The sequence below is a fragment of the Massilia sp. 9096 genome (genome assembly GCF_000745265.1).
Taxonomy (GTDB): Bacteria; Pseudomonadota; Gammaproteobacteria; order Burkholderiales; family Burkholderiaceae_D; genus Telluria.
The window spans coordinates 876,019-892,442 of the sequence record NZ_JQNN01000001.1; the positions used below are offsets into that span (position 1 = coordinate 876,019).

General features: G+C 66.5%; 11 protein-coding genes. 8 read left to right on the forward strand and 3 right to left on the reverse strand.

Annotated features, from left to right (window positions below; genetic code table 11):
• Positions 1 to 101 precede the first annotated feature (101 nt).
• Positions 102 to 500 (reverse strand): helix-turn-helix domain-containing protein, encoded by a 399-nt coding sequence (locus FA90_RS03875; RefSeq protein ID WP_036166118.1) that lies wholly within the window; start codon positions 498 to 500, stop codon positions 102 to 104.
• 52 nt (positions 501 to 552) lie between these two features.
• Here FA90_RS03875 and FA90_RS03880 point away from each other — a divergent pair, with 52 nt between their 5' ends.
• The 4 genes from FA90_RS03880 (at position 553) to FA90_RS03895 (ending at position 3,463) form a co-directional block, all read left to right on the forward strand.
• Positions 553 to 1,146: an NADPH-dependent FMN reductase gene (locus FA90_RS03880; protein ID WP_036166133.1), complete on the forward strand. Its 594-nt coding sequence runs from the start codon at positions 553 to 555 to the stop codon at positions 1,144 to 1,146.
• A 10-nt stretch (positions 1,147 to 1,156) separates the two neighbouring features.
• On the forward strand, positions 1,157 to 1,981 hold the full coding sequence (locus FA90_RS03885; RefSeq protein WP_051971384.1) for a class III extradiol ring-cleavage dioxygenase: 825 nt from the start codon (positions 1,157 to 1,159) through the stop codon (positions 1,979 to 1,981).
• Between the two features lie 20 nt (positions 1,982 to 2,001).
• Positions 2,002 to 2,388 (forward strand): DoxX family protein, encoded by a 387-nt coding sequence (locus FA90_RS03890; protein WP_036173992.1) that lies wholly within the window; start codon positions 2,002 to 2,004, stop codon positions 2,386 to 2,388.
• 121 nt (positions 2,389 to 2,509) lie between these two features.
• Complete coding sequence (locus FA90_RS03895; RefSeq protein ID WP_036166138.1) at positions 2,510 to 3,463, forward strand: LysR family transcriptional regulator; 954 nt, start codon at positions 2,510 to 2,512, stop codon at positions 3,461 to 3,463.
• Positions 3,464 to 3,465: 2 nt separating this feature from the next.
• On the opposite strand, the gene FA90_RS03900 is transcribed toward FA90_RS03895, so the two are convergent.
• On the reverse strand, positions 3,466 to 5,133 hold the full coding sequence (locus FA90_RS03900; RefSeq protein ID WP_036166141.1) for a thiamine pyrophosphate-binding protein: 1,668 nt from the start codon (positions 5,131 to 5,133) through the stop codon (positions 3,466 to 3,468).
• Positions 5,126 to 6,367: an MFS transporter gene (locus FA90_RS03905; protein ID WP_036166143.1), complete on the reverse strand. Its 1,242-nt coding sequence runs from the start codon at positions 6,365 to 6,367 to the stop codon at positions 5,126 to 5,128. The genes FA90_RS03900 and FA90_RS03905 overlap by 8 nt, the downstream gene beginning before the upstream one ends.
• 387 nt (positions 6,368 to 6,754) lie before the next feature.
• Between FA90_RS03905 and FA90_RS03910 the strand changes: the two genes are divergently transcribed.
• The 4 genes from FA90_RS03910 to FA90_RS03925 all read left to right on the forward strand — a co-directional run bounded on the left by FA90_RS03910 (position 6,755) and on the right by FA90_RS03925 (position 16,401).
• Positions 6,755 to 8,581 (forward strand): CocE/NonD family hydrolase, encoded by a 1,827-nt coding sequence (locus FA90_RS03910; protein ID WP_239700525.1) that lies wholly within the window; start codon positions 6,755 to 6,757, stop codon positions 8,579 to 8,581.
• Positions 8,582 to 8,986: 405 nt separating this feature from the next.
• Entirely contained in the window at positions 8,987 to 11,986 is a 3,000-nt protein-coding gene (locus FA90_RS03915) for a TonB-dependent receptor domain-containing protein (protein WP_036166148.1), read from the forward strand.
• Between the two features lie 13 nt (positions 11,987 to 11,999).
• Positions 12,000 to 13,310: a gluconate:H+ symporter gene (locus tag FA90_RS03920; protein ID WP_036166151.1), complete on the forward strand. Its 1,311-nt coding sequence runs from the start codon at positions 12,000 to 12,002 to the stop codon at positions 13,308 to 13,310.
• 43 nt (positions 13,311 to 13,353) lie between these two features.
• Entirely contained in the window at positions 13,354 to 16,401 is a 3,048-nt protein-coding gene (locus FA90_RS03925; protein WP_239700526.1) for a glycosyl hydrolase family 28-related protein, read from the forward strand.
• The last annotated feature ends 23 nt before the right edge of the window (positions 16,402 to 16,424 follow it).

Here is a 16,424-nt window from a genome sequence, read left to right on the forward strand (position 1 = left end):
CTCCAGCAAACTGCCGGTAGCGTATCATCCTCGACCTGCCGCGTCTTCATGTGTACACCGGAGACCATGCGGCTTGACAGCGGAGCGAGCTTATCAGCGCTTTACTTGATCGTCCGGGACTGGGCAAACGCGCCACGCGCGGCGGTGATTGCATCAGAGTGCGCTGCAACCCACTCAGCCAGCCCGCGCACCGGAGATAGAAAATTTTCTCCGAGTTCGGTCAGCGCGTATTCGACTTGTGGCGGCTTGACCGGGGTGACCGTGCGTGTCACAAAGCCATTCTCTTCCAAATCCCGCAGTGTCTGCGCGAGCATTTTCTGGCTGATCTCGCCAATGTCCTTGCGCAGGGCATTGAACCGGCGTGGCCCACGGCCGAGTGTTCGAACCACAAGCAAAGTCCATTTATCGCAAATCCGCGCCAGCATGCGGCTCAGGTGCTCACAGGTAGCGGGATCTTTTTGCTCACCTGGTTTCGATTTGGTGCCTTCTTGTGCAACCATTTGAAGCCTCCTAATATGGTTTCTCCTAGTTACTACCATACATGAGGAAACCATGAATGTTAAGCCCCGTATTGCCCTGATCATTGGTTCGACGCGCGCAACGCGTTTCGCGGACAAGCCTGCTCAGTGGATGTTGAAGCAGGCACGAGCGCGACAGGATATGGACGTCGACATCGTCGACCTGCGCGACCATCCTTTGCCGTTTTTCGACGAGGTCGCGTCAAACCTGCGTGTGCCAAGCAAAGATCCCGAGGCGATTCGCTGGCAACAAACCGTTGGCAAATTCGACGGTTTCATTTTCGTCGTGGCCGAGTACAACCACTCGATCACGGCCGCGTTGAAAAACGCCTTGGACCAGTCGTACAAGGAGTGGAACCGCAAGCCTTTTACCGCGATCGGTTACGGGAGCGTCGGCGGCGCGCGCGCGATCGAACATCTGCGCGGCATTGGCGTCGAGCTCCAGATGGTATCGACGCGCGCCACCATGCACATCGGCGGCAGCGACTTCATGAAAGTCTTCCCGATGGGCGGCAACCAGCCGATCGAAGACATCGAAGCCGGCATACTCCCGTCGGCGACTGCCGCGCTCGACGAGCTCGTCTGGTGGGCGCAGGCAACCATGACTTCCCGCGCAGCCACGGCATAAGGAACTCGCCATGACGCAGCCGCGCCTACCTACCTATTTTCTATCCCATGGCGGTGGTCCCTGGCCATGGATGAAAGAATTCAGGCCCGGTGCCTACGACTTGCTCGAAGCGTCGCTGCACGATGTGCGGCGCGAAGTCGGCCAGGCACCGCGCGCCATTCTGATGATCTCCGGACATTGGGAAGAGCATGATTTCATGTTGTCATCGGCGGCTCAACCACCGATGGTGTATGACTACCGCGGTTTTCCCGACCACGCCTACCATATTCGCTACCCCGCGCCCGGTGCGCCCACGCTGGCGCGCACGGTACAAACCATGCTGGTGAATGGCGGCGTGGTCGCTCACCTCGATCCGCAACGCGGCTTCGACCACGGCACGTTTTCCTTGATGCACACGATGTATCCAAAGGCCGATATGCCCTTGCTCCAGCTGTCGCTGAAGGCAAGTCTCGACCCGGCGGCGCATATTCAGGCCGGCAAACTGCTTGCTCCGCTGCGAGACGAAGGCGTATTAATCATCGGTAGCGGCTTCAGTTTTCACGACACGCGTTCCATCATGAATGGCGCCGGCGCTGCCGCATCAGCGGCGTTCGACGGCTGGCTCAATGAAACGCTGGTCGACTCGAGCCCGCAAGCGCGGGAGCATGGCCTGCTGCGCTGGACGGATGCGCCTGCCGCTCGAAGCGCCCACCCGCGCGAAGATCATCTGCTTCCGCTGATGGTGGCGGTTGGCGCTGCAGGCAGCGATGCCGGCCACCTGATCTATCGTCAAACGGATTTCATGGGAGGGATCACCGTATCGAGCTATCGCTTCGGCTCGCTTTCTACACTCTGAACCGCGTCTAGGCGATGATCATGGATTCTTCTATCGTGAACAATCAAGGCCGTACGGTCCGTGTCGCTATCTGGCTGCTCCGCATCGTGTTCAGCCTGGGATTCTTGTTCTTCTCAGTGATGAAGTTGAGCGGACGGCCGGCGATGGTTGCCGAATTCGAGACTGTCGGACTAGGCCAGTGGTTTCGTTATTTTACGGGAACGCTGGAATTGATCGGCGCGGTCACCATCGTGGTGCCAAGGTTCTCCATTGTCGGCGCCATTGTGATGTTGACCGTCGACCTAGGTGCATTGTTCGCGCATTTGACCGTGTTGGGCTGCGATTGGATTCACGCGGTAATCATGGCGGCGCTGCTTGGCGTGCTAATCTGCCTGGAGCGCCCAGGGGCCGGCCAGCAGGCGTCTTGAAACGTTCGAACTCGCACCGTTATCCACGGTATGTCATTCATCTCGGAAGGCTGACGCCGCTCGCTGAACCGCGCCACAAGCCCTTGTGGCGCCAAGCGGCGTCATGCACTACCATCCGTCCATGAATTCAGACGACCTCATCCTGTTTGCGCAGGTGGCAAACAGCGGCAGCATTTCGCGCGCGGCCATGGTGCTCGGCGCCGACCAGTCCACCATCAGCCGCCGCATCGGCCTTCTGGAAGCGGAACTCGGCGTACGCCTGTTCCACCGCAGCGGCCGCGGCGTGACGCCGACCGAGCGCGGCCAACAGCTGCTGGAATACGCCGCCGCTTCCGCGGCCATGCTGGTGGAGGCCGCGCGCGCGATGCGCGACAGCGCCGAGCAGGGACCCGCGCGTTTGTGCATCGCGGCCCAGCCGACCATTGCCCGGCTGCTGTTCGGCAGGCTAGGCCACGCCCTGAAGGAACGCTATCCGCTGACGCAGGTGCGCTTCGTCGAGGGTCTCGCGAGCCAGATCCTCGGGCAGCTGGGCGATGGCGCGATCGACGTGGCGATCCTGTACCTGCCCGAGCACCACGGCGCGCTGCAGTACGATGCGCTGCTGACGGAAGAAATCCATCTGGTCACGCCAGCCGATTATCCGCTGGAGGGCGATACGATCCCGGTGCGCGACCTGGGCGAGATTGCGCTGATCCTGCCGAGCACGCACCATGGCTTGCGCGTGCTGGTGGAGACGCTGGCGGCGCGCTACGGCTTTTCCGCCAACATCGCGCTCGAATGCGACGGGTCGATATCGATCACCAAGCGCCTCGTACTGGAGCGCTGCGGCTGCACCGTGCTGCCGTCTGCGGCGGTGGTGGAGGAAGTGGCGGCGGGACGTCTCAAGACCTACCGCCTGGTGCAGCCGTCGATCCGGCGCGAGGTGGCCATCGTGTGGCCGAAGAACCGCGTCACGCCCGACGGTCTGTGGGCGGTGACGCAGATCATCCGCCAGCGCGCGGCGGCACTGGTGCGCGAGGGCGCCTGGCCGGACACGGTGCTGCACGGCGAGGGCGCCGCCGCCGACAGCGTCTAGACTCAGGCGAGGCGCGCCGCAGGCGTGATCTGGCGCGGGTCGGTGCGCAGCTCGATCAGCGCCGCCCGGCCGGCCGACTGCGCGCGCGCGAAGGCGGCGGCGAAGTCTTCGCTGCGTTCCACCCGTTCGGCGTGGGCGCCGAAGGATCGGGCGAACGCCACGAAGTCCGGATTGGCCAGGTCGGTGGCCGACACGCGATGCGGATACTCACGCTCCTGGTGCATGCGGATGGTGCCCAGCATGCCGTTGTTGACGACGATGACGACCATCGGCGCGCCGTACTGCATCGCCGTCATGAGCTCTTGCGGATACATCATGAAGCAGCCGTCGCCGGCGAAGCACACGACGGTGCGTCCCGGGTCGCGCAGCTTGGCCGCGATCGCCGCCGGGAAGCCGTAACCCATCGCGCCGTTGGTCGGCGCCAGTCCGGTGGCCCTCCGCCGGTAACGATAGAAGCGGTGCACCCACACGGTGTAGTTGCCGGCGCCGTTGGTGATGACGGCATCCTCCGGCAGCGTGTCGCTCAGGTGCGCCACGACCTGGGCCAGGTCGACGCCGGCCAGGTCGGCATGCGGCTGCGGCGGCGTGGAATGGGCGACGTAGTCGGCGCGCGCGGCTGCCGTCCAGGCGCTCCACGCAGGCGCCGCGACCGGCGCCAGGCCGTCCAGCGCCAGTGCGAAGCGGCTCAGCGACGCCACGATCGGCAGGCGGGCGTGGTAGACGCGGCCGAGTTCCTGCGGGTCCGGGTGCACATGCACCATCGTCTGCTTCGGCACCGGGCTTTCGATCAGCGTGTAGCCGTTCGAGACGGTTTCCGACAGGCGCGAGCCGATCACCAGCAGCAGGTCGGTGTCGCGCACGCGCTCCGCCAGCTTGGGCGAGACGCCCAGGCCCAGCATGCCGACATAGTGCGGGTCACGGTTGTCGAAAAGGTCCTGGCGCCGGAACGAGGCGGCCACCGGCAAATCGTTGGCGACGACGAAGCGCTTGAGCGCGGCCAGGCCGTCGTCGGTCCAGCCGCTGCCGCCCACCACGACCAGCGGCCTGGCCGCGCCGGCCAGCAGCGTCTGCAGCTCGGCCAGCGCCGCCGGTTCCGGTGCGGCGTGGGCGACGCGCACCTGCGGCGCGGCGGGCGCGCTCCCGGTGCCGAACAACACCTCTTCCGGCAGGCCGACCACGACCGGGCCGGGCCGGCCGGACATGGCGACGCTGAAGGCGCGTGCGACGATCTCCGGGATGCGTTCCAGGCTGTCGATCTCGGTCGCCCATTTCGCCAGGCCGCCGAACATGCGTCGATAGTCCACTTCCTGGAAGGCTTCGCGGCCCTTGAATTTGCCCTCGATCTGGCCGACGAACAGGATCATCGGCGTCGAATCCTGCATCGCCGTGTGCACGCCGTTGGCGGCATGGGTGGCGCCGGGGCCGCGTGTGACGAAGCAGATGCCGGGGCGGCCGGTCAGCTTGCCGTGGGCCTCGGCCATGTTCGACGCGGCGCCTTCGTGGCGGGTGACGATGGTGCGGATACTGCCGGCGGCGCCGGCATCGTGCAACGCGTCCAGCACCGGCAGATAGCTTTCGCCGGGCACGCAATACACGGTATCGACGGCGTTGGCGAGCAGGGTATCGACGAGGATATGGCCGCCGATGCGCGGTTGAATCGATTCAGACATGAAGTTCGAGCTCCTTGTTGCGGGTTTCAGGCAGGAACAGGGCGACGGCGAAGACCACCAGGTAGGAGCAGGCGGCCCAGATGCCGATCGAGACAGCCAGGCCCACCGAGATGCTGGTCATGCCGACGCCGGCCGGCACCAGCGAGCCGATGCCCCGCCCGAAGTTGTAGGAAAAGCCGCCAGCCGTGCCGCGGATCTGGGTTGGGAACAGCTCGGTGAAGCAGGCGCCCATGCCGGACACGATCCCCGACTGGAACAGGCCGAGCGGGAAGCCGAGCAGCAGCAGGACGCCCAGCGGCAGGTGGAACTGGGTATAGGCGAGCACGGTGAGCGTGGCGCCTGCGGCGGACAGCGCGAACGTCTTGCGCCGGCCCAGGCCGTCGCTCAGGTAGGCCATGCCGACGTAGCCGCAGAACGAGCCGAAGATGTTCACCGCGAGGTACATCGTCGTCATGCCCACCGTGAGCCCCTGGGTCTGGCGCAGGTAGGTCACCAGCCAGGTGAGAATGGTGTAGTTCCCGCCCAGCGCACCGGCCGCCATCAGCGAGGCCATCACGGTCAGCGGCAGCACCTTTGGTGAAAAGATCAGCGCGAAGTTGGCGGCGACCGAGGTCTGCTCGCGGTAGGCGGCGGCCGCTTCGAAGGCCGCCGATTCCTGGATGTTGCGGCGCATCCATACCACCAGCAGGCCGGGCAGGATGCCCACCAGGAACAGCACACGCCACGCATCGTGTTCGGGCAGCAGGCTGAAAATGCCCCAGTAGGCCAGCGCCGCCGCGGCGTAACCCACCGGCCAGCCGCTCTGCACCGAACCGACCGCGCGGCCGCGGATGCGCTTGTCGACCGCTTCGCCGATCAGCACCGCGCCCGCGGCCCACTCGCCGCCGAAGCCCAGGCCTTGCAGCGTGCGCGTGAGCAGCAGCTGGTGGAAAGAATTCGTGAAGGCCGACAAGCCGGTGAACACGGCGAACCACAGGATCGACAGCTTGAGCACCTGTACGCGGCCGATGCGGTCGGCCAGCAGGCCGGCGATGATGCCGCCGATGGCCGAGGAGACAAGTGCGGCCGTGCCGATGATGCCGGCCTCCGACTTGCTCATTCCCCATACCGTCAGCAGGGTCGGAATCACGAAAGCGAACAGCTGGACGTCCATCGCATCGAGCGCCCACCCGAGGAAGCACGCCCAAAACGTGCGGCGCTGATCAGGCGCCATGCTGCTGTACCAGGACTGCATATCGGTCTCCTTGCGCGTCTGCGCTTCTTGTATGTGCTGCCTGGATGCAGTATCAGAGAAAGCGTACTGATGCGCATGGCATGGCACGCATACCTGTTATGCATCGGTACGGTAAGGATGCGCACGGCATGCCAACTCGAATTAATTGCAGTGTATTGACTGATAACAACCCGACTCAGCGCTAGAATGAACGCGGCCGCCCATCGCACGGCCACCGCTTCACGCACGCCGGCGCCTCACAAGGATGCGCCGCGCCCATTCCTGCTGTGTCTCGAAAGGATATCGTTGATGTTGTATCGCGCTTCTCTCGCCGTTCTCGCATCCGCCATCGTCGCCACGACCGCCTCGGCGGCCCCACCTCCGCCCGCCGCCGCGAGCAAAGACGACATGCTGCAACTTGGGAGCGACATCCCGGCCAAATGGGCCGCGCCGCAGGCCGGCTTCGATTACGTGAGGCGCGAGGTGATGATCCCGATGCGCGACGGCGTCAAGCTGCACACCGTGATCCTGGTGCCGAAGAACGCCACGGGCTTGCCGATGCTGCTCGAGCGCACGCCGTACAACGCCGACGGCTTTGCCAAGGAAAACATCCCGCACCTGCGCGACGCCCTGTGGCCGGCAGGCCGCGAGTGGGTCGACGACGGTTATATCCTCGTGTACCAGGACATCCGCGGCAAGTACGGCTCGAAAGGCGACTACGTGATGACCCGTCCGCCGGTCGGCAAGCTCAATCCGAGCAAGACCGACGACACCACCGACGCCTATGACACCATCGACTGGCTGGTCAAGAACGTCGCCGAGAGCAACCGGAAAGTCGGCATGATCGGCTCGTCCTACGATGGCTGGACCGTGACCATGGCCTTGCTCGGTCCGCACCCGGCGCTCAAGGTGGCGGCGCCGGAAAGCCCGATGATCGACGGCTGGATGGGCGACGACTGGTTCCACTACGGCGCTTTCCGCCAGGTCAACCTGGACTACTTCACCTCGCAGACCAGCAAGACCGGCAAGGGCGAGAACGTGGCGCGCTACGCCGCCGACGATTACCAGGCGTTTCTGGACGCCGGTTCGGCCGGCGCCTGGGCCGAACAGAACGGCTTCGGCCAGCTCGGCTTCTGGAAACGCCTGTCGAACCATCCGGCCTACGACGCGTTCTGGCAGGGCCAGGCGCTCGACAAGTTCGTCGCGGCCAAGCCGTCGACGGTCCCGACCATGTGGCTGCAGGGCCTGTGGGACCAGGAAGACATGTACGGCGCCGTCACGACCTGGGAGGCGCTGCGCGCCAAGGGCCTGTCGAACAACCACCTGGTGATGGGGCCGTGGGCGCACAGCCAGGTCAACGGCAGGGCAGAGAGCCTGGGTCCGCTGAAGTGGAAAGGCGACACCGCCGCCGACTTCCGCCACGACGTGCTGGTCCCGTTCTTCAATACCTACCTGAAGGACAAGCCGGCTGCCCAGCCGCTGCCGCCGGTGATGATCTACAACCCGGCCGAAAACCACTGGGACCGCTTCGCCGACTGGCCCGGCACCACCTCCTTGACCCCGCTGTACCTGCAGGCCGGCAATGGCCTGGGCTTCCAGAGCGCCGCGGCGGGCGAAGACAGCTACGTGTCCGACCCGGCCAAACCGGTGCCGTTCCTGGCCCCGCCGGTGGCCTTTGCCGACCATGGCCGCTGGGTCAGCTGGCTGCTGCAGGACCAGCGTTTCGTCTCGACCCGCACCGACGTGCTGTCCTACCAGACGCCGGTCTTGAGCGAAGCCGTGACCGTGCAGGGCGCGCCGTTCGCCGACATCTTCGCCAAGACCACGGGGACGGACGGCGACTTCGTCGTCAAGATCATCGACGTGTACCCTGCGACCTGGGCCGAACAGCCGGAGATGGCCGGTTACCAGCTGCCGGTCAGCCTGGACATCTTCCGCGGCCGCTATCGCCAGAGTTTCGAGCAGCCGTCGGCGATTCCGGCCGGCCAGGTGCAGGAATACAAGTTCCGCCTGCCGACCATGAACTACGTGTTCAAGCCGGGCCACCGCATCATGGTGCAGATCCAGTCCAGCCTGTTCCCGCTGTACGACCGCAATCCGCAGACGTTCGTGCCGAATATCTTCTTCGCCAAGCCGGCGGACTACCAGAAGGCGACCGTGTCGATCGAGCACGGCGACGCCGGCAAGAGCGCGGTGCTGCTGCCGGTGGTAAAGGCGAGTACGGCGCTGAAGTAAGTCCCACCCTCTGATGCCGTTTCCAAAGCCGTCGCGAGACGGCTTTGTTGTTTTTTGGGCCAGTGACAGCCAGCCAGCGCGTCCGCATCAGCGCTGTCGTCATCGCTGCGCCGAGCCTCTCCACACTCTGGGCGCCGCTGGAGTGATACCGATATCCATATCGCTTACGGCAGAAAGGTGATTGCACGTTAGCGATAACATCTATACATTTCAAACTATTCCGAATCGTCAATACATTCGGCAAGGCAAGCCGCATCGGCACTGCAGCGGCCATTTTGCATGCGGCATCTTTGCGCCAGCGCGCGCCATCACGGAGGACACCAGAACAGACCCGACGCAACCCGAAAACTCGGCATACCGGCGACCGCTCAGCGGCGCCGCTCATTACAAAAAAACGGAGACATCATGCAGAGACAATACCAGCGTACCTTGATCAACCTCGCCGTGGCCAGCGCCTGCGGCGTCCTGTCCATGTCCGGCCACGCCCAGCAGACCCAGGCCGATGCGCCCGCGGCCGCCGGCGCCAGGACGGAACCAGCGCAGGACGCGGCCGGCGCGAGCGCAAGCGCTTCCACGACCGCATCCGCCTCGGCAGCCAACCCGGGCGGCGTCAACACCGTCGTCGTATCCGGCTCGCGCATCGCCGCGCGCGGCTTCACCCAGCCGACCCCGACCACCAGCTTGAGCGCCGCCGACCTCGAAAAGGCAGCCAAGCCGAACCTGTTCGACACCCTGACCGAGCTGCCGGCCCTGCAGGGCTCGACCGGCCGCACCACCAATACCTACAGCACCAGCTCGGGCATCCAGGGCCTGTCGTCGCTGTCGCTGCGCGGCCTGGGCACGATCCGCACCCTGACCCTGCTCGATGGCCAGCGCGTGGTCGGCGCCAACGTCACCGGCGTGACCGACGTCAGCCAGTTCCCCCAGCTGCTCGTGAAACGCGTCGACGTGGTGACCGGCGGCGCATCGGCCTCGTACGGGTCGGACGCCGTCGGCGGCGTGGTCAACTTCATCACCGACAAGAAGTTCAACGGTTTCAAGATGAACCTCGAGGGCGGCGAGACCAGGTACCACGACGACAAGAACGGCACCCTGCAGGCGGCGTGGGGCCGCGGCTTCCTGGACGATCGCTTGCACGTCGAGGCCAGCGGCGAGTTCACCAAGGAAAACGGCATCGATTCGCCCGGCTTCGGCCAGGTCGGACCGAACGGCCGCACCTGGTACGACAATCCCGCGCTGCAGGAATCGAGCGCGGCGATGCAGGCGGCCGGCGCGCCGCGCTACAAGTACATCCACAATGCCCAGCACGTCCAGTATGCCAAGTACGGCCTGATCACCAACGGCCCGCTCAAAGGCACGGCCTTCGGCCCCGGCGGCACGCCATATCCTTTCCAGTATGGTACCGATTGCGTCGGCAACTTCTGCATCGGCGGCGACCGCGCCGGCAGCGTCGGCGCCGGCACCAACCTGGCGATGAACTTCAAGCGCGAAGTGGCCTACACCCGCGTGTCCTGGGACCTGACCCCGGACGACGAGATCTACGTCACCGGCAACTGGGCCCAGGTGCGCTCGGTGTTTTCGCCCAACCCCGGCGCGGCCAAGCAGGGCAACCTGAACATCCGCTGCGACAACGCCTACCTGCCGGCCTCGATCCAGGCCGGCTGCGCGTCGGGCTATCCGACCGGCGTGATGCAGGTCGGCACCGCCAACGCCGAGTTCCCGGCGAATATCAACGTGCATCCGACCCGCACCCAGCGCCGCGTCGTGGTCGGCGCGGACGGCAAGTTCAAGCTGTTCGGCAGGGACTGGTCGTACGACGGCTACGCCGAGCACGGCGAGAACACCACCGTGATCCACGTGCAGGACATCACGCTCAACCCGCGCTACAACTTCGCCATCGACGCCGTGCGCGACCCGGCCACCGGCCAGATCGTGTGCCGTAGCGCCACTGCGCGCGCGGCAGGCTGCCAGCCGATCAACATCTTCGGCGACGTGCCGATCAACCCGGCGGGCTGGAATTACATCGCCCCGGCCAACGGTCCGATGCAGCACACCGACTCGGTCCAGAACGTGGCCAGCGCGAACTTCAACGGCGAGCTGGCGCAGGGCTGGGCGGGACCGGTCTCGATGGCCTTCGGCGCAGAATGGCGGCGCGAGGCCTACTCGGTGCACGGCGACCCGTACGGCGCCGGCGTGAGCGCGGTCTCACCCTACAGCGCCGGCTACCCGCAGGATCCGACCCTGTCTACCGGCGGCGACAACTGGTTCGCCGGTAACTACCACAACGGCGAGGGCGCCTTCACCGTGCGCGAAGCCTACGTCGAATTCAACCTCCCGTTCCTGAAATCGGACCGCTGGGGCGAAGCCAACCTGAACATCGCCGACCGCCAGGAGAAGTACAGCACGGCGGGCAGCGCCAGCGCCTGGAAGATCGGCGCCACCTGGCAGACCCCGATCTCCGGCCTGCGCCTGCGCGCGGTCAGCTCGAAGGACGTGCGCGCGCCCAATTTGTCCGAGCTGTACGCGGCGATGACGGTCACCAACCAGGCCGTCAACAACACCAACGGCCAGTCGATCCAGATCCAGCAGCGCAACGTCGGCAACCCGAACCTGGTCCCGGAGACCGCGCGCAACAATTCGTTCGGCGTGGTGCTGAGCCAGCCGAGCTGGGCGCGCGGCTTCAACCTGTCGGTCGACTACTACGACATCAAGGTCAACAACGTGATCAACTCGCTGGGTCCGCAGCAGGAAGTCGACCTGTGCAACGGCGGCAACCAGCAGGTCTGCTCGGCGGTGTCGATCAACGGTCCCGCCGGCACCAACTACGTGCTGGCCCAGAGCTTCAACTTCGCCTCGCTGCACACGCGCGGCATCGACTTCGAGACCGCCTACCGCCTGAACCTGGCGGACCATGGCTTGCCGGGCAGCGTCACGCTGCGCGGCCTGGCCTCGCGCACGATCCACTCGATCTCCGATCCGGGCGTGCCGGGCACCACGCCGAGCGAAGGCGCCGGCAACATGACCGGCGCCACGCCGAAGTGGAAGGCGCTGGTGTCGCAGTCGTGGGAGGGCCTGCTGGACAACAAGCTCAGTCTGACGCTGGCCGAACGCTGGATCAGCGCCGGCGTGATCAGCAACGAGTACATCGAGTGCCAGACCGGTTGCCCGAAACCGACCGCCGCGCACCCGACCATCTACGACAACCACCTGCCCGGTGCGACCTACATCGACCTCGGCGCCACGGTCAACATCTCGAAGCAGGCCACCGCCTACTTCAAGGTCGACAACCTGGCCGACCGCGACCCGGTGCTGGTCCCGCAGACCAACCTGAGCCTCGCCCTGAATCCCGCCATCTACGACGCGATCGGCCGTACCTATCGCGCCGGCGTGCGCGTGAACTTCTGAGCGGGCCCCGGCTGTGTGGAACCTGTTTGCGGTACTGCTGGCGGTCGGCCTGCTGACCGTCATGATCGCCTGGGGCAAGGTGCAGGCGCTGCTGGCGTTCGTGCTGGCGGCGATGGCCGCCGCCCTGATGCTGGGGATGCCGGCCTCGAAGATCCCGGGCGCGATCGAGAAGGGGATCGGCGACCTGCTCGGCTCACTGGTGGTGGTGATCTGCGTCGGCGCGGTGTTCGGCAAGCTGATCGCCGACAGCGGCGCCGCGCGGCGCATCGCGATCACGCTGGTGCGCTGGCTGGGCGACGGCAAGATGCCGATCGCGATGACCGTCACCGGCTTCGTGGTCGGGCTGCCGCTGTACTACAACGTCGGCTTTGTGCTGATGATCCCGCTGATCTTCTCGCTGGTGGCGCAATCGGGGCGGCCGGCGGTGGCGCTCGGGATGCCCTTGCTGGCCGGGCTGTCGATCGCGCACGGCTTCCTGCCGCCGCACCCGTCGCCGACCGCGCTGGTGGCGGCGGTGCATGCCGACATGGGCATGACGCTGCTGTATGGTCTCGTGGTCGCGATCCCGACGCTGCTCATCGCCGGCCCGCTGTTCGCCACCACTTTGACCCGCATCCGCGCCCAGCCGGCGGCAATCTTCCGCGGCGAGCCGGTCCCGGACGAGCAGCTGCCGGGGGCCTTTGCCAGCATCGCCACGGCGCTGCTGCCGGTGCTGATGCTGGGTGTACTCACGCTGGTCACGGTGGCGCGCCCGGCGCTGGCGCAGCCGCTGGCCTTTCTCTCCAGCCCGCTGGTGGTGATGCTGGTGTCGTATGGCGTGGCCGTGGTCACGCTCGGGCTGGCGCGCGGGCGCACGCTGGCGCAGGTGATGGGTTCGGCGCAGGAGGCGCTGCGCGAGATCGCGCCGATTCTCCTGATCATCGCCGGCGCCGGCGGGTTGAAACAGGTGCTGACCGAATCGGGCGTGAGCGCCCAGCTCGGTGCGCAGCTGGCCAGCCTGCCGGTGCCGCCGCTGCTGCTCGGCTGGGCGGTGGCCACCGTGATCCGCATCTGCCTCGGTTCGGCGACCGTGGCCGGCGTGACCGCGGCCGGCGTCATCGAACCGCTGGTGCGGGCCACCCACTGCAACCCCAACCTGATGGTGCTGGCGGTCGGCGCCGGCAGCCTGATGTGCAGCCACGTGAACGACTCGGCGTTCTGGATGTTCAAGGAGTACTTCGGCCTGTCGCTCAAGGACACCTTCCGCTCGTGGTCGCTGATGGAGACCCTGGTCGGCACGTTCGGTATCATCTTCGTGCTGCTGCTGTCGCTGTTCGTGGCATAGTCGAGTCGCACGGCAACGCAAAACAAAAATCATGGAGACCAGATTGAACCAACGTTTCATACCAATGCGCGTCCTCGCGCTCGCCGCCGCCACGCTGGCGGCGAGCGCCACCGGCCCGGCGCAGGCCGCCGCACGCTCGGCGCCCGCATCCGTCTCGGCTTACCAGAGCATGCCAGCCGACCCGCGCGCGGTCGTCGTGCACGCCAAGGGCGACGGCGCCACCGACGACAGCGACGCGCTGCAGGCGGCCATCGACAGCGCCGCCAACAAAGGCCAGGGGGGCGTGGTGTTCCTGCCGGCGGGGCGCTACCGCATCACGCGCACGCTCCTGATCCCGATCGCGGTGCGCGTCTACGGCGTCGGCAAGACCCGCCCGACCCTGGTGCTGGCCCCGAATACACCCGGCTTCCAGAAGGGCGTGGCCAACATGGTGATCTTCACCGGCACCGACACCTACAACATCGGCGGCGTGGCCCAGCCGGTGCCCAGCGCCGTGCCGGCACCGGGCACGCCGGGCGCCAAGCCGGTGCGCGACGCCAACTCGTCGACGTTTTATTCGGTGCTGTCGAACGTCGACTTCGAAGTCGGCGACGGCAACCCGGCCGCCGCCGGCGTGCGCATGCACACGGCGCAGCACTCGAACCTGTCGCACATCGACTTTCGCATGGGGTCCGGCCTGGCCGGCGTGTACGACGTCGGCAACTACGCCTACGACCTGAAGTTCTACGGCGGGCGCTACGGCATCCTGGCCGAGAAGACCTCGCCGGCCTGGCAGTTCACGCTGCTCGACTCGCATTTCGAGGGCCAGCTTGAAGCCGCCATCCGCGAGCACGAGGCGGCGCTCACGCTGGCCAACACGGACATCCGCGACACCCCGGTCGGCATCGAGATCGACCGCGGCTACGGCGACTGGTTGTGGGGCAAGGACGTGCGTTTCGAGAACGTGTCGAAAGCCGGCGTCATCGTCAGCAACGAGAACAACGTCTATACCCAGGTGGGCTTCGAGCGCGTCAGCGCGCGCAACGTGCCGACCTTTGCGCAGTTCCGCGACAGCGGCAAGCAGGTCGCCGGCAAGGGGCGCGACTACCAGGTCAGCGAATTCACCCACGGCCTGACGCTGCCCGGCCTGGGCGAACCCGGGCATTTCGAGACGCGCTTCCAGAGCGCCGCGCTGCCGGCCAGGTCGCCGGACGCGCGCGTGATGAAGCCGCTGCCGCCGACGAGCGAGTGGGCCGATGCGCACGCCTTCGGCGCCAAGGGCGACGGCACGACCGACGACACCGCCGCGCTGCAAAAGGCGATCGACAGCCGCCGCGTGGTCTACCTGCCGCTGGGCGTCTACGCCGTCAACGACACCATCCGCCTGAAACCGGACACGGTGCTGATCGGCCTGCATCCGGGCCTGACCCAGCTGCGCCTGCCGAACGGCTCGCCCTTGTACCAGGGCGTGGGCACGGCCAAGGCGCTGATCGAAAGCGCGAAGGGCGGCGACGCCATCGTGACCGGCATCGGCATCAACACCGGCGAAGTCAATCCGCGCGCCACCGGCATCCTGTGGCGCGCCGGCGAGCGCTCGCTGGTGGACGACATCCGCGTCCAGTGGGGCATGGGCGCGCCGGGCGACCCGTACAAGAAGAGCGATCGCGCGGACACCAGCGCCTGGTGGGACCGCCAGTACCCGAGCATCTGGGTGACCGATGGCGGTGGCGGCACCTTTACCGGCGTGTGGTCGCCGGCCGGGCACGCGCAGGCGGCCTTCTACGTGACCAACACCACGACGCCGGGGCGCGTCTACGAACTCTCGGCCGAACACCACATCCGCAACGAGATCGTGCTCGACGGCGTGCAGAACTGGGAGTTCCACGCACCGCAGACCGAGGAAGAGGTGCGCGACGGGGCCGACTCGGTGTCCTTCGACATCCGCAACTCGAAGCACATCCTGGTGGCCAACTACCACGCCTACCGCGTCACGCGTTCGATGAAGCCTGCGCCGAGCGCGGCGCGCGTCACCAACTCGAGCGACATCCGTTTCCGCAACGTCGCCGTCAACGGCGAGAGCGGCTTCCCGACCTGCGACGAGAACGGCTGCACCGCCTACCTGCGCGCTTCCAAGTACCCGTACGAAAACGCGATCACCGACGTGACGCATCGCCTGCAGGTGCGCGAGCGCATGTTCGCGGTACTCGACTACACGGGTGCGCAAACCTCGGCGCCAACCGCCCCAGGCCAGCCGAAAGTCGACATGCTGGAAGACGGCTTCTATTCGATCGCCGGCGCGGCGGTGGATGCCAAGGGCCGGCTGTACTTCATCGACCGCCACTTCCAGCACATCTTCAGCTACGCCGAGGGCGAGGGCCTGCAGATGGTCAGCGACCATCCGCTCGACCCGGTCAACCTCGCCGTGGACGCCAGCGGCAACCTGATGGTGCTGTCGTCAAGCGGCAAGGACGCCACCGTGTACGCGCTCAAGCCGGGTGTGCCGGGCGCGCAGATCTCGGTGATCGCGCCGACGCCCGTGGCCGCGCACCCGCGCGCGCGCGTGGCGCTGCCGGTGAACTTCTGGCAGAACGGCGAGTTCTGGGACCAGCTGAACCCGGACACCTACGAATTCACCACGCTCGACGAGATGTTCGCGCGCGACGTGGCGAAGCCGAAGGCGCGCGAATACGTGTCGGCGGACGGCAGCCTGGTGCTGCCGGCCTTCCGCGTGACGCGCCACGGCGCGCCCGACCACCTCGGCTACCGCTGGTCGGACACGCTCGACACCCACGGCTTCGTCTACGCGCCGGTCGGGCAGCGCGTGGTATTCACCAACGCCTCGCGCAACCTCACCTACAGCGCCCAGGTCGGTGAGAAAGGGGCGCTGACCGACCTGAAGCAGGTGGCCGACCGCGGCGGCGAAAGCGCGGCGCTGGGGCCGGACGGCAAGGTGTACGTGGCCAACGGCCAGGTGTTCATCTACGGTCTAGATGGCAAGGCGGCGGGACGCATCGACGTGCCGGCGCGTCCGCTGCAGCTGATCTTCGGCGGGACGGACGGACGGACGCTGTACATCCTGACGCACCACGCGCTGTATTCGACGCGCATCTGAATGCCGGGCCGGCCGTACCCCCG

Coding starts and splice junctions, on each gene's coding strand:
- FA90_RS03875 (WP_036166118.1), bottom strand. CDS start 500: ATGGTTGCACAAGAAGGCACCAAATCGAAACCAGGTGAGCAAAAAGAT.
- FA90_RS03880 (WP_036166133.1), top strand. CDS start 553: ATGAATGTTAAGCCCCGTATTGCCCTGATCATTGGTTCGACGCGCGCA.
- FA90_RS03885 (WP_051971384.1), top strand. CDS start 1,157: ATGACGCAGCCGCGCCTACCTACCTATTTTCTATCCCATGGCGGTGGT.
- FA90_RS03890 (WP_036173992.1), top strand. CDS start 2,002: ATGGATTCTTCTATCGTGAACAATCAAGGCCGTACGGTCCGTGTCGCT.
- FA90_RS03895 (WP_036166138.1), top strand. CDS start 2,510: ATGAATTCAGACGACCTCATCCTGTTTGCGCAGGTGGCAAACAGCGGC.
- FA90_RS03900 (WP_036166141.1), bottom strand. CDS start 5,133: ATGTCTGAATCGATTCAACCGCGCATCGGCGGCCATATCCTCGTCGAT.
- FA90_RS03905 (WP_036166143.1), bottom strand. CDS start 6,367: ATGCAGTCCTGGTACAGCAGCATGGCGCCTGATCAGCGCCGCACGTTT.
- FA90_RS03910 (WP_239700525.1), top strand. CDS start 6,755: ATGCTGCAACTTGGGAGCGACATCCCGGCCAAATGGGCCGCGCCGCAG.
- FA90_RS03915 (WP_036166148.1), top strand. CDS start 8,987: ATGCAGAGACAATACCAGCGTACCTTGATCAACCTCGCCGTGGCCAGC.